At 39.4% G+C, this 14,579-nt stretch carries 13 protein-coding genes; 1 reads left to right on the top strand and 12 read right to left on the bottom strand.

The window, feature by feature from the left end:
- Window positions 1-42: 42 nt before the first annotated feature.
- A complete protein-coding gene (locus AUF14_RS17070) occupies window positions 43-1,950 on the bottom strand; it encodes a beta-glucoside-specific PTS transporter subunit IIABC (RefSeq protein ID WP_102866259.1) in 1,908 nt (635 codons plus the stop codon).
- 305 nt (window positions 1,951-2,255) lie between these two features.
- On the opposite strand from AUF14_RS17070, the gene AUF14_RS17075 reads away from it, so the two are divergent.
- Window positions 2,256-3,431 carry an MFS transporter gene (locus AUF14_RS17075; protein WP_102866260.1) on the top strand — a complete coding sequence of 392 codons (1,176 nt, stop codon included), beginning with the start codon at window positions 2,256-2,258 and terminating at the stop codon, window positions 3,429-3,431.
- Window positions 3,432-3,651: 220 nt separating this feature from the next.
- Here AUF14_RS17075 and alsE read toward each other — a convergent pair whose 3' ends face one another.
- From alsE to AUF14_RS17130, 11 genes are all read right to left on the bottom strand, one after another.
- Complete coding sequence (gene alsE / locus AUF14_RS17080) at window positions 3,652-4,329, bottom strand: D-allulose 6-phosphate 3-epimerase (RefSeq protein WP_102866261.1); 678 nt, start codon at window positions 4,327-4,329, stop codon at window positions 3,652-3,654.
- A 19-nt stretch (window positions 4,330-4,348) separates the two neighbouring features.
- Window positions 4,349-5,092: an SDR family NAD(P)-dependent oxidoreductase gene (locus tag AUF14_RS17085; protein WP_102866262.1), complete on the bottom strand. Its 744-nt coding sequence runs from the start codon at window positions 5,090-5,092 to the stop codon at window positions 4,349-4,351.
- A 49-nt stretch (window positions 5,093-5,141) separates the two neighbouring features.
- Window positions 5,142-5,696, bottom strand: coding sequence for a 6-phospho-3-hexuloisomerase (gene hxlB / locus AUF14_RS17090; RefSeq protein WP_102866263.1), 555 nt, complete (start codon window positions 5,694-5,696; stop codon window positions 5,142-5,144).
- Window positions 5,680-6,732, bottom strand: coding sequence for a galactitol-1-phosphate 5-dehydrogenase (locus AUF14_RS17095; RefSeq protein WP_102866264.1), 1,053 nt, complete (start codon window positions 6,730-6,732; stop codon window positions 5,680-5,682). Before AUF14_RS17095 ends, hxlB begins: the two co-directional genes overlap by 17 nt.
- Window positions 6,733-6,749: 17 nt before the next feature.
- A complete protein-coding gene (locus AUF14_RS22895) occupies window positions 6,750-7,577 on the bottom strand; it encodes a PTS system mannose/fructose/sorbose family transporter subunit IID (protein WP_010741506.1) in 828 nt (275 codons plus the stop codon).
- Window positions 7,578-8,336: a PTS mannose/fructose/sorbose/N-acetylgalactosamine transporter subunit IIC gene (locus tag AUF14_RS22900; RefSeq protein ID WP_102866265.1), complete on the bottom strand. Its 759-nt coding sequence runs from the start codon at window positions 8,334-8,336 to the stop codon at window positions 7,578-7,580.
- A 46-nt stretch (window positions 8,337-8,382) separates the two neighbouring features.
- A complete protein-coding gene (locus AUF14_RS17110; RefSeq protein ID WP_102866266.1) occupies window positions 8,383-8,859 on the bottom strand; it encodes a PTS system mannose/fructose/N-acetylgalactosamine-transporter subunit IIB in 477 nt (158 codons plus the stop codon).
- A 2-nt stretch (window positions 8,860-8,861) separates the two neighbouring features.
- On the bottom strand, window positions 8,862-9,278 hold the full coding sequence (locus AUF14_RS17115; protein WP_102866267.1) for a PTS sugar transporter subunit IIA: 417 nt from the start codon (window positions 9,276-9,278) through the stop codon (window positions 8,862-8,864).
- Window positions 9,279-9,463: 185 nt separating this feature from the next.
- Window positions 9,464-11,986: a sigma-54-dependent transcriptional regulator gene (locus AUF14_RS17120; RefSeq protein WP_102866268.1), complete on the bottom strand. Its 2,523-nt coding sequence runs from the start codon at window positions 11,984-11,986 to the stop codon at window positions 9,464-9,466.
- 463 nt (window positions 11,987-12,449) lie between these two features.
- Window positions 12,450-13,163, bottom strand: a complete 714-nt coding sequence (locus AUF14_RS17125) for an HAD family hydrolase (RefSeq protein WP_102866269.1) — start codon at window positions 13,161-13,163, stop codon at window positions 12,450-12,452.
- Window positions 13,164-13,300: 137 nt separating this feature from the next.
- A complete protein-coding gene (locus tag AUF14_RS17130; protein WP_102866270.1) occupies window positions 13,301-14,578 on the bottom strand; it encodes a class II D-tagatose-bisphosphate aldolase non-catalytic subunit in 1,278 nt (425 codons plus the stop codon).
- Window position 14,579 lies beyond the last annotated feature (1 nt).

Consider the following 14,579-nt stretch of genomic DNA (forward strand, 5'->3'; position numbering starts at 1 on the left):
GATGTTTATCAGAATACAGCTCATCTGCACTTCTTGGGTTGTTTAAATTGCTGAATTCGTCAGCAAAAATAATAAGCTGCTGTTTGTTTCAATATGATTATCTTTGGTTGAACCAATCGCTACATAATTATTCGAATTCGTAATAATTACTGATGTCGTTAAGTCATATCCCGCAGCTTCAATTCCTTGCATATTGAAGGAAACGATTCGCTGTCCTTTAGTCAAATGCTCTCCAACATTCGCATGCTTTTCAAAGAATTTCCCATCCAAATTCACTGTATCAATTCCAATATGAATCAACATCTCAACGCCATTATCTAATGTTAAGCCGATGGCGTGCATGGTTGGATAAAGTACACTGACCGTTGCATCCATTGGCGCTACGATCTCACCTTTGCTTGGATACACGGCGATTCCTTTGCCCATTGCTCCAGAAGCAAAAACTTCATCTGGGACATCCGCTAAGGAAATTGTCCGACCTTCTACCGGTGAATCTACGACTAAATCACTGTCCTCAAATACCAAATCATCGTTAATCGCTTCCTTCACCGCATCCGTCAATGTTTCCTGAACCTTCTTTGCATTTTCCTCTGGAAGATCTTTAAACCCTAAAACAACCGTCATAATACAAGCACCGCCAAAAGCAATTAAACATCCTAACAGGTAGCAAACAAAGGCTTTCGTTCCTGCCTCTGCGTATACTGGGATCGTCAACACTCCTTGGTTAGCAAACGCATTTCCATAAGAGCCTCCCCAGCCCATCAATGCTCCGCCCAGCGCCCCGCTGATCACGGCATAAATCATTGGTTTTTTCAGACGTAAATTGGCGCCATAAATTGCCGGTTCAGTGATTCCGAACAACGCAGTTACCGTTGCTGAAGCTGCGACTGTTTTTAAGTTTTTATTTTTCGTTTTCAAAAATACCCCTAAAGCTGCTCCAGCTTGAGAAAAATTAGCTGCTCCAGCAAAAGCTAGTAAATTTTGACGCCCGGTTTTGGCTACATCGTTGATCCCGATCGGAATAATCGCCCGATGCGCACCAAAGATAACCAACACACACCAGATTCCACCAATGAAGGCGCCTAATAAGATTGGGCTCAACCCCATGATATAGTAGTACGCCCAGTTCACTACATTACCAAAATAAATACCAATTGGACCAAAAATCATTAAGGTTGCCGGCACCATCACCAATAACGACAACGTTGGAACCATGATGACTTTTAATACTTCCGGCATGATTTTTTTGACGAAGCCCTCTACGTATGCCAAAACAAAAACAGCAATAATAATCGGCACAACGGACGATACATAATTTGCTTGTGTAATTCCGATACCGAATAAGGTCACTGGATTCTCACCTGTCATTAAATCAACAATTGCCGGATAACAAAGCGTCGCTCCTAAAATCATAGCGATATAATCGTTGGTTTTGAAAACTTTCGCAGCTGAACGTGCTAAAATAATCGGCATAAAATAAAAGAGTGCATCAGAAGCTGCGTTTAAAATGATGTACGTGTTGTATGTTTTAATATCGACACCATACATATTCAGCCCAATCAATGCTGCGACGGCTAAGATCCCTTTTAACATACCTGATGCTGCGATTGCCGGAACCGTTGGCGTAAAGATTGCGGCTACTGTATTTAAAATTTTCGTCCCAATACCAACTTTTTCGCCATCATCATTGTTCGTTTCCTCTAACTCACCCACCATCGGCATCAGTTCATCATAGATCTTTTCAACTTTATTCCCTAAGACGATTTGAAACTGCCCGCTTGCCTCAACAACCTGGATGACCCCTTCCAAATTTGAAATGACTTCTTTATTTGCTTTGCTTTTGTCCTTTAGCACAAAGCGCAAACGAGTAAAACAATGGGTCAAGCTGGAAATATTCTCTTTCCCGCCGACATCTTCTAAAATTCGTTGTGCCACATCGTGGTTATCCATTTTTTAATCCTCCAAAAATTTATTTTTTGTGATCTTCGATTTCCCTTGGCCAAAGGTCCGCGTTTTTTAACAAAAAAAAGATCAAATATACATAAATAACACCATGAGCCATGGATATCATTTACGTACACTTGATCTCGCCTGCATTACCAGTAACGCGTCAAACGAACGCGGTTATTAAATTTACATCCACACTATAGCATGTGATTTTTTCAAATGCAAGCGAATTCAAAATAAAAATTTTATTTGCATTTTTTTCTCATTTTACGTTATGCTTGTCCTTGAATTTTTAAATCACGAAGGGTGTGTTCATCATAAAAAAACAAGAACAAAAAATATTATTAATAATAGTCGCGTTATTTTGGTTTGCCCAATATGTTTATATCCCTTACCAGACTCCTTACTTAGCAGCAATCAATGTCTCTACGAGTTTCATCGGCGTGATTGTTGGCTCTTACGGCATTTCTCAGTTGGCACTACGCCTGCCTGTGGGTATCTTGGCTGATTTGCGGCCGAACCACCGTTTATTTATTTCATTGGGCACTTTGTGTGCGGGAATTGCTTCCTTATTTCGCATCTTTTTTCAAAGCGGCACTGGTTTTTTATTAGGTAATGTTTTCTCAGGCTTTGCCAGTGCTACTTGGATTTCTTTCATGGTTTACTACCTTAGTCTCCATGATAACCAAATGCAAACCGCAGCAACTGGAAAAATTATCATGACGAATAATATTGGCATGCTGATTGGTTTTATTACGAGCAGCCTACTATATAATCATATTGGCATGACGAATATTTGTTTATTGAGTGTCTTAGGAGGTTTCTCTGGTTTTGTTATTTCATTAAAACTAAAAAAAACAGACACAAACATTGAAATAGCCGTTAATGTAAAAGAGCTACTAGCTGTTGGCAAGCAGCCAAAATTAATTTTATTCTCTTTTTTAGCTCTCATTCAACAAGGAATTCAAATGTCTACAACTATGTCCTTTACAAATCAATTACTCAAAGAACAAGGTGCGACTGATTTTCAAGTTGGACTCTCCTCGATCACTTACATGTTATCAGCAGTTATCTTTTCTCGAATTGGTTCAGGTATCTCTCTGAATTATCAGCGCAGAAAATGGCTAACCTTCTCATCATTTGGCCTGCTGGCACTTTATTGTTTTACTGTTCCATTGGCAAATGCCCTGCTAGTTTTTTATCTTTTACAACTCATTCCCGGTGTCGGTACTGGAATCCTATTCTCATTACTCACTTCTGAAGCCATGGAAGGCATAGAACTCAATAAAAAATCAAGCGCTATGGGCTTCTTTCAGGCAATCTACGCGATTGGTATGACGCTTTTTCCTGTTATAGTCGGTGCCATCAATAATGCATTGAACTTGAAAATCGCCTACTGGGTATTGTCAATCTCTTCACTTGTTGGTGGGGTAGTTGTTCTTGTTTATTACACTGTTCAAAAGAAGAAAGAAAACTCTCTCTGAAACGACCCTCGAAAATTAGCTCGAAACTGACTTTTGAGGGTAATAAAAAAATTGTATTAAAGGGGATTGATCCTTGAGTGTATAAGTGAACGTACTAGGTCAGGAGAACAGAAAAAACATTAATATTTTAAATGTGTAAAGCGGAGAACATCTAATACGTCGTTCTCCGCAATTCAAATTATACTTTCACTTAACTTTTTATCCAGCAGACGAAACGAACTTATTTTGTTTGAGTAGCCGTTGAAAGATGTTCCTGCATTAATTTCACCGATTTTTCAATTGAGCTATCTAAATTAAATAGCCCACTTGAACCTACAATCAAAATATCTGCTCCAGCCTCAATCATAGTATGATACGTCTTTTCATTACAAGACCCATCGATTTGAATGTCAAACGTTAACTTGTGTTCTTCACGACAAGCTTTCAGTTTTCGTACTTTGTCCAAGCTTTCTGAAATGAATGTCTGTCCGGCAAAACCAGGGTCTACCGTCATTACTGTCACAATATCAATCAAATGAAGATAATCAGAAATGATCGTCAACGGAGTTTCAGGATTCAAAACCACGCCCATTTTCTTTCCCTGCTGTTTGATTGTTTCGCTTAATCGGAAAGCATGCCCATTCAGATATTCTGCATGAATACTGATCACTTCTACGCCTAAATCTAATAACTGATCAACATACTCAATCGGATTCGTCACCATCAAGTGAGCATCCAAAGGAATTGCTGTATGCTCCTTTAACTGTTCAATGAACCACGGAGACAAGGTCATGTTGCTAACGTAATGCCCATCCATAATATCGATATGATAGTAATCCACGATCTGGTTCAAACAATTGATCTGTTCTTCAAATTTGCTGATATCCATACACATCAGGGACGGAGATATTTTTACCATGTTTTGTTCCTCTTTCCTATTAATTAACCGATTGTCCTCCATCAACAACCACTTCAGATCCAGTCATAAAGCGGGATGCATCCGATGCCAGAAAAACAACCACATCGGCGACTTCATCAGCGGTACTGATTCGTTGATATAAGGGGATTCGACTGCCCATTTCTTCCATTGTCCGTTCCGTAGCCTCTGCCGCATGTTCAGCCATCTGAGTTTTGATGTAAGCCGGATGAACAGAGTTGGCTCGAATGCCACGAGGGGCAAATTCGATGGCCACCGCTTTAGTCAAAGCGGAAACAGCACCCTTTGAAGCTGCATAGGCAATCCGATTCTTCGATCCTAAAAATGACGCGATCGAACTGGTATTAATGATACTGCTGCCTTCGCCTAGTAATGGAGACATTGCCTTGACCCCTAAGAAAATACTCAATGCATTGACATCCATCGTTTTCTTCCATAGCTCTACACTGGTTTCTTCAATCGTTTCGATTTTGAAGATGCCGGCATTATTGAATAGCACGTCTACTTTACCAAATTGCTCTTTGATTTCAGTGACTGCTTTTTCCCAAGCTGTTTCTTCTGTCACATCGAAACAGAATGCGTGTATTTCCTGTTCTTTGAATTGATCTAATAAGGGTTGAACATTCTCTTGATTGTTATCATTAACCAAAACGATAAAATTCTTATCTAGTAATTTTTTGACTACCGACGTGCCGAGACCACCGGCAGCACCCGTGATAAAAGCAATTTTCTTTTCATTACTCATTTATTTAGCTCCTTTTGGAATAACCTCACTACAAAACTAGAACAGATCGCTATTCTAAATTCGCGTGACGATTTTTCAGATCATCCATGGTCATCTGCTTTTCATTCATCAAACGTAAGGCTAATACATCATGGAAAATGAGCAGTCCTTGTTCAAATACAGTTGTCATCGGTTGAATCGAGGTAAAGGTTTGATTGCTTTTCGAAGGACTATCAAATTTAACAATGTGATCAGCCAATTTTGCGATCGAACTATCCGGATTGGAGGTCAAGTGTATGACTGTTGCACCATACGATTTCGCTTTTTTGGCAATTTCCAAAGGTATAACTGATTCCCCTGAGCCGCTGCCCACAACTAAAAGATCCTTATCGGTAATCGGTGGTTCATTTAAATCACCAACCATGTGACAGCTAATTTCCAGATGCGTCAGTCTCTTAACCGCCGCCTCTAATGACAAACGCACTCGGCCAACACCGATAAAAAAGACCTCACGAGCTTCCAATAATGCTTTTACATATTGATCAATTTCTTCACTGGAAATTTTTTCTAATAAATGTTCCAATTCTTCCATTACTGCTTGACTGTTCTCATAATAATTTTTCATTGACCATCAACACCTTATTGTAAAATTCTTTTTTCTCATGAATCATGTCAAATGCTCCAATCAGCTCTTCGATTGGAACTTTATGGGTCACTAACGGTTTCAAATTTAACTGCTTATTAGCAATTGCTTGAGCAGTCACTTGCCATTCATTTTTAGGAAAATGTTCGTACACACTGTTGAACATTCCGACGATTGTGCCTTCTTTTCGCATGAATTGATCATACGTTTTCTGCTTAAGAACCATATCCGAATGAGGATTTCCCAACAAGACCACTCGTCCAAATGTTCGAATGGATTGCGCACATTGATCAAAAGCCCCGCTAGAACCTGTGGCCTCAATCGCAACATCCGCTAACTTTCCGCCTAAGGTTTCTAATATAAAGCTTTCAGCCTCTTTTTCCTGACTATTGCAGACATGTTCAAAGCCTAATTCTCGGGCGAAAGCAACTTTCGTTGGGTCAATATCAATCAATAAAACCTTCCCCGCACCATTGATTTGAGCCCATTGTGCCACCATGACACCAATCGGACCCGCCCCATAAATCACCACGTTATCGCCAACAGTTAGTTCGGCTTTATTAATGACGTGCTGAGCCACAGTAGCTGGTTCGACCATCGCCCCTTCCTCATAGCTCACTTGATCTTCTAAAAGAACCAGATTGAACAAGGGAACCGCTAAGTATTCTTCAAAACCGCCATCTGTTCTTGAACCAAAATAATTATAATTTTTACATTGGGCATAATAGCCAGATTGACAATACTCACACTCATTACAAGGTAAAAGTGGAAAAACGGCAGCTTTCTTGCCTAAATAATCTGAACTAACATCATCAGCGACTTCTACGATTTTTCCCGAGAATTCATGCCCCAATACAGTCGGAAAATGATATGAGCCTGTTACGTAAACCCGCGGAATATCCGATCCGCAGATACCGCAGGCCATAACATTTATCAATACTTCCCCCTTTTTGGGTACAGGTTTCTCTTTTTCTACTAGTTCCAATTGATTGATTGCTTTTAAATCGACTGCTTTCATGCATTATTTCCTCCCATTTATTTCGGAATTCCTAAGACACCTAGATAGGATAATGAGATCCCTAATACAAAGATAATCAGAATGATTAAATTGATATTTACCTTTTTACGGACTAACCAGTAAACCAACATCGTGATCGCTAAGGGAACTAACCCTGGCATCAGCGCATCGATCACCTGTTCCTGAATCCCCAGTTTGACTCCCTTAATATTCAAGATCATCGGGATCTCAATATTCACTCGTGAAGCCGTCATACAACCGACAACCATCAAACCGACCATACTAAAAATCTCTGTCAAACGAGCAATCGTTCCTTCACGCAGCATCGTTAAAATAAAGGATTTCCCCTTTTGGTAACCCAAACGATACATATTCCAGCCAAAGCCGATCAAACAAATCTTGTAGGCGATTTCAAAGAAGATCGGTCCAACATAGCTACCATCAATGGCTAATGAACACGCGATACCTGCCAAGATCGGATAAACGATCCCTTGACTGACGGTATCTCCAATCCCTGCGATTGGTCCCATCAAACCTGTCCGTAATGAATTAATCGTTTCATCCGTGATATCTTCAGCACCATTGGCACGTTGTTCTTCCATTGCTGCGGCAACTCCGGGTATCATTGTTCCAATGAAAGAAGGTTCCGTGTTATAAAAGACAAAATATTTTTTCAATTCTTGTACTTGACGTTCTTTGTCTTCAGGGTAAAGCTTCCGAATGACTGGAACCATCGCGTTTGCTTGGCCTAAAGCTTGCAGACGTTCATAGTTATAAGCGGTTTCACTCGAATAAGTCAGCGCCCAATTTTTTAATAATTCTTTTCTCGTTAATTTTGCTTCCATTTATGATTGCTCCTTTCCAGCAGGTTTCATATCAAGAAATCCAGTATTATAGAACACAAAGCCCATGATTGCGGCAACAGCCGTGACTGCCATGACATCCAATTTCAAGTAGACTGCCAAAATGAACCCAAAGAAGAAGAATGGCATAATCTTTTTATTCCCCATAAAACTGATCAACATCGCAATCCCTAATGCAGGCATGATCGCTCCGACCACTTGCATCGCGTTAACAAAAGAATCTGGAATCATATTCAACAGGTTCTTCATAGGCTCTGCTCCAAAATAGACAAGAATAAAGGCTGGAACCCCTGTAACAAGAAAATTTAAAATCCCTGATGGAACATAATTCATTAGGCGCATTGCTCGAATATTTCCATTGTCTAAGAATTTTTCTGCCCGATGGACCCAAAGAGCATTGATAGACATTGTTAATTGGAAGGTTAAAATCCCAAACAAACTGAATGGTACCGCAAATGTTACCGCTAAACTTGGATCTGCACCTGATAAAATTGTCATCGCCGTACCAAATACTGCTGCGACTGGCAAGTTTCCCGGCATGGTTCCCCCTGCGGTGATCCAACCTAGATAAGCCAAGTTGATATAAGCCGCCGCTTGCATCCCAATCATCGGCTCTCCCATTGCAAGCGCCACTAGAAACCCTGACCAAATCGGATAAAGCCATGAGCGAGTGATTAAATGGCTCGGCCACCAATTACAAACCGTTGAAATAATAGCAACTAATATTGCAGATAAAAGCATTTTTCTTCCTCCTATTCCTTTAAAAACTATTTATAGCCCTTACTTTTTATAGATATTTTGAAAGATCGGTTTCCTTTTGATCCGGAATAATATGAATCACAACAGGAATGCCACGATCAATTAATTTTTTGAAGGTGGCGCGCTCTTCATCAGAGGCTGAAATATTTTTGTACAACACTCGTCGGTTCGCTTTAGCCCCCATTCCCCCTACCACTAATTTGTCGATCGCGATCCCTTTTTCCACGATCGTGTCGATAGTGACCGGCGCCTTCACTAAAATAATCAACCGTTTATTTTCTTTTTCTTGCGTGTTTAAAAAAGTTACAGCATCCTCTAACCCTTTTACCACGATATCGATTCCAGCAGGTGCCGACATTTTTAAAATCTCACTCATAAAATCATCTTTTGCGACTTCATCATCAATAATCAAAATTTGATTCGCTCGCGTCTTTTTCACCCACGCCGTCATTACTTGGCCGTGGATTAGGCGATCATCGATTCTGGTTAATACGATTTCACTCATATTTATTCATCCTTCCCATAATTTTCAAAAAGTTCTTTGATTCCTTCTTTTCCGACTGTTTGAATATGTTTTGCTAATTCATTTAAGTCCATATTTTCTCTGCTGCAAACTGCTTCGATCACCATTGGTAGATTTACACCAGTGATTGAACGATAGTTTACCTTGTCTTTTAATACTTGATAATTTTGAGCGGTTACGTTGTAGGGACTTGCGCCAAAGATATCGCAAAAAACGATGACCCCTTCCCCTTGCTCCATTTTCAGCATTTTGGCAGCGACCTCTTCTTTATAGTCTTCAATACTTGTTTCATGATACAAACCTAATGTATCGATATTTTCCGCTTCTCCAGTAATTAACCTCAATGCTGAAAGATAACCAGCAGCAAGTTCCCCATGAGTTAGTAGTAATACACCGATCATCCTTTCACCTCCTCACTTTTTATAGAGCAATAAACGTGCCAACTTTATGAACAGACAAAAAGAAAGCATTAAATCAACGTTTCAACGACAAAACGTATTTAATGCTTTCGAATGAACAACTTATTTTGTTAGTGTGCTGTTAAATGAAAAATAGTGTGCTGCTATTCTTTCATACAGTGTGTCGGTTAGTAAACTAAATCTGTATTTACTTCGATCAATTCCATTAAATAGCTAATTTCACTATCCTCGACAACAATTGCATAACGATTTTCGATAGGTGTTAGTAGATCTTTAAGATATTGATACAACTCACGATTATTTTCAACAATCACACCCGTATCTTCTCGCAAAAATTGTTCTTTACGAATCGCTCGTTCGATCATATTGCTGGTATGAAAAAGAAATTTAATCCAAAAATCTTCGAAATGCTCAATCTGGAAAGCTGTGGCAATCTTTTTCGCTTCGATCTCCAACAGATCATAAATGGTGGCACCATCTAAGAAGATCAGGCTCTCTTCTAGGATACAAATGATTTTACTGCGACGATCATCTGTAAACACCGTGCCTTTTTCTTCCATTGTCTTTACTTGAAAGTCTTCTACACTATTCCCAATATAGGCACTTTGCTCAACAATATCTTCCGAAAGCTCGGTGATCGACATTTTCGGCAACAATGATTTTCTAGTTGCTTCGATGACCATTGGAGTCGTCACCATTTTAATCGTCTTCGTTGGAATTCCGGTCTTTTTGGTGATGATATCGCCAAACATGTTCAGCGAACCCATGTCACTCAGAATCACGACGCCTTTTCCTTGATCGACTTTTTGGATCAATTCGGTAGCTTTTTCCAGCGTATCGCCAACCGATTGAGACAAAGGCATATTCAATCCGACTGCATGATCAACATTCAGTAATTGATTGGCCGTATTGGCTAGGTCAGTAGCCGCACTTGTTCCGTGCATCAAAATCAAAACTCCGATTTTTTTCTCAGTATACTTTTCATTCATTGCTTTCAAATACAACGAGATAAAGTACTTTTCACTCTCGGGTAACTGAACTTCAAGTTGATTGGAGATTTCACGACAGATTTGTTCAGCTACACCAATTTCTTTTTCCATTGCCAACTCATTTGGTCGTTTATGCTCTAAAAAAGAATTATCTCTAAAAGAATACCCCTCTGTAATCTTTTCAATCAAGGTATCTAAATGCAACGCTAGACTTTTGATGTTGCTCTCTTCTAAGTGATAATGCTCTCTTGTAGCGATTCTCTTTAAAATATTGACCGTAACCTCATAATTTTTTCGGGAGACAATTTTGAAGATTGCCTGCTGCTGATTTCCTTGTTTTTCTGCCAACTCCTGTGCTTTTCCATGAATAATTGACTTTAACGGTGACAAAGAGCCCTTTCCATCTAAATATTTATGATAAGTTTCTAACACATCATGAGAAACACTTTCCTCTTCATCAACTAAAAGAAATGGATCGTAATCCCGATCTTCTTCCGGAGTGAAGACAAATTCGTCGATTTGCAGCAATTTCAATTTTTCTCGCAACTCACCATTAATTTCGGGAGAATGCGCATAATAAAATTGATCAATCAAATACGTTGAAAGATGTGATAATTTTACTTGAATGAGCTCAGGATTATTGGAAATACTATCCACCAAGGCGTTGGCACACAACAATTGAATATCATTTTTCATCTGTCCAATATTGCCAACTGGGTCATATTGCAGAAAGAAACGAATGACATCTTCATTGACCTGTAACTTACGTTCAATTTTCTTCGCTTCTTGCTTAAAGCAAAAATAAATCAACTTAATTTTCTCAGCTAATCCTCGTTCTTTTACACTGGGCATAGAAATTTTTAAAGGGATTCGTCTTAAGAATGTAGACAAAATATTTCCTTCAATTTCCTCCGTAGTAGCACCAATGATTAATACACGGACCTTTCGAGGATTTGCTGACTCTCCTAGGCGATAGTACTCTCCTCGGTCCATGATCGAAAACAACATTTCTTGACCTTCTGGCGGTAGGCGATGAATTTCATCTAAAAAAAGAATTCCATTGTCGGCTGTTGCAACTAATCCGTCCTTATCTGACTCTGCTCCTGTAAAGGCATGTTTTACATGACCAAATAGGTGGTCTAATAGTAAATGTTGATTATTTGAATAATCTGCACAATTGAAAACCACATAAGGAGAATCCTCCTGCAATTTTCCCGCATGCTTCGCATATTGATACATAAAGCGCGCAAATGTTGTTTTTCCTGAGCCAGACGGTCCCGTTAATAAAGAATGTAAGCCAAATGGTGGATACAATAGCGCTGCTTTAGCTTGTCTAACTGCATTTTCCAAGGAACCATCATACCCGATCAATTCCGTAAAAGGAAAATCATTGAGACTATTTTTAGAGTCTTCTTTCAATAATTCTCTTAGCTTGTCCAGCGTCCATTCAGCATCCATTTTCAATCCGTTTCCCATATGCTGTTCGAGCGTTTCCTTCGTAAGAAAGCATACTGGACGACCGGAAAGCTTTAACACTTTTCCTTCTTCTGCTAATCGATTCAGATCCCGACTTACATTGTAACGTGCTATTCCCAGTTCTCCAGAGATACTAGTAGAATCAAGTTTCGGTGAATGTTCACCAGAAATAAAGGCCTCTGTTTGTTTGCATAAGAAAGTAAAAATACTCGCCTTTCTCCCCATTCTCCCTACCCCCTTTTGTTTAGTGACATTGTACACAGGTTAAGAAGCGCTTTCAATATAGAAAAACAATCAACCGTTTAAATGGATGATTGTTTTTTGTAATATCACATATAAAAGTTCGTATTTCTAAGTAAAAAATCAAAAATTATTAAAATGGAATTTTTGTACAGTTGTGACATCTAACTCTTGTGTGATTATCATAAATCATCGAAAAAGATAGACAATTGCAATCTATACCAAATTTTAATAGGTGGATTTGAGAGTAAACGGTGCAATCTTGCAAGAACAATGTACCTTGTTAGTTTATCAAGCAATGATGATTTCTCACCAATAAAAGAATACATTGAACAACTACCTAAACCAAAAATTGAATAAGGATGTTAGATTAGAAATCAAAAAGAGAGCAAAATTGACATTTGATATTGTTGAATTTGCCTTCTTTACTCCTTTAGTTGGAGGGTATTTAAAGATTTCCACTTGATACAGCCGAACAAATAACCTGTTTCATCGTCCTATTCTCATCAACTGTATAATCCGGCGATACATCGTACCCAGAAATATCGTGTTTTCTCCGATTTATCCACACTGTTTTCCAGCCAGCATTTTTGGCGCCAACAACATCATTAACAAATGAGTCTCCCACATAATAGGTGGTATTCTTATCTAATCCCATGATCGTTTCAGCATGTTGAAATATTTTTAAATTAGGTTTTGAATAGCCTAACTCGCCAGAGACTACTATCCTCTCGGCTGGTATCCACTGGTGTAGCTGTAACGTGTTGACTTTTTCTAACTGATGGTCTGCTGGACCGTTGGTAATAATTCCCAACTGAATGCCATGCTTGACGCATATGTCGAAGGCTTCTCGCATTTCAGGCAAGAATTGGATATTGTTTTGATTTATTTGATAATCCAGCTGGAAAGTTCTTGCTTGTTGATCCGTAATGGATTGATCAAAGTGCTCTAACGCTCTTCGAATGCGATAGATATGCATTTCAGTATGAGTCATCGTGCCATTTTCTGACTCCTCAAAAACTTCATCGCTGTACATACGACTCAACTTAAAAAGTTCCTCGACTGGAATATCCGGGGAATAAAAATGCTTCTCAAAGGCTCGCTTAAAGGGAGCTAACTGATCATATAATGTATCATCAATATCAAAAATTATTGCCGTCACTTTAACTTCTCCTTATATATCTACTAAAAAACTGAAACGAAACACTCATAAATCGTGCTCGTTCCAGTTCATTCTAGACTTTCCTATTTATCCAGTAATGCTATGTCAGCTGCTTTTTTGTTTGACTAATCGTCTATCTATTTGACGCTATTCTTAATACGTGTTGTTACACCATTTAGGTTGTAACACTCTGCATAGTCACGAATTGGACGTTTGATATGATCGACTACATAACGTTGGCCATCGATATTATGCGCCTTCAAGTTCTTGTACATTTTTTCGATTTCGGCTTTTACTTCATCGTCATTGAAGGTATAGTGACCGGCAATGTCTAGGATTTCCGCTTGAAGTTCGGCGTCATTTTGTTCCATGATTTGATCAACGGTTAATTCTTTCTGTTCGCCAACCATCCATTTTCTCCAGCGTTCGCTCTTGATCGCGTGTTCTAATAAAACATCCCGTGTGTTTGAAGCATCCTTGACTAAACCATACTCCACTAATTTTGCTTCGACTGCCGCCAGATTCAAGTACGCCCGAGTTTCTTCCGTACCGTATTGTGGCGCCACATTTGTTGCAGTGATTGCTGAAGGAATATGTTCTAGCAGTGTCACATCATCTAAGTAATCGCCGTTGTGTTCCTTCAATCCAACGCCGTATTTCTTTGCCATTTGGGCTAAATCATAGGCGTTTTTAAAATTGAAGGTTCCGACCTGTTCAGTCTTACGGGTCAACGTTCCTGTCTGTCCAACGATGAAGGTCGGCATTGGCAATCCGCGTTTTTCTAACTCTTCCTTCAATTTAAGAATAAATGTTTCGTAGGTTTCCGTTGAAGTTAAGCCGCCATTGGTTTCTTCGGTTCCAACTTCATAGCCGATCTCTGGTAAATTCCGCGCTTTACGTTCTTGTTCACAAAATTCAATCAAATCCACTGTCCGTTCCAATACAGTATCTAATGGAATGACTTTCCCAACTTCGAACGGATCTTTGGTTGGATCGATCATCAATAAATCAAAGCCGGCTTCAATATCGGCAACGTATGATTTTTTCCCTAATTCCATCGCTTTTTCGGTTGGCAGATGGTCGTTGCGTTCTTTATCACGCTGCCAAGGCCCGCCGTGATCTCGACATAAGTAGTATAGATTGTCATAGCCGATTTCAGCTGCAACTTCCTCCACCGCTTTAGCAAAGGTAAATTGATTCCAACCATTTACATAGCCGCCGCCCAATTCATCTGCATCCACTTGATTCCGGCTGGCAATAAACATTACAGGATAATCATCATCTTTTGATAGCTCCAGTGTTGCTTGAACACAGTTTTTTGACATCGGTCCAATTCCTAGTAAAGTAGCACTTTCTCCTGTTGCCTGTAAATCAAGTAACCCTTCTACGACTGTTTTAATCGGTAGCTTTTCCATT

Source organism: Enterococcus avium, assembly GCF_002891025.1.
Lineage (GTDB): Bacteria > Bacillota > Bacilli > Lactobacillales > Enterococcaceae > Enterococcus_A > Enterococcus_A avium.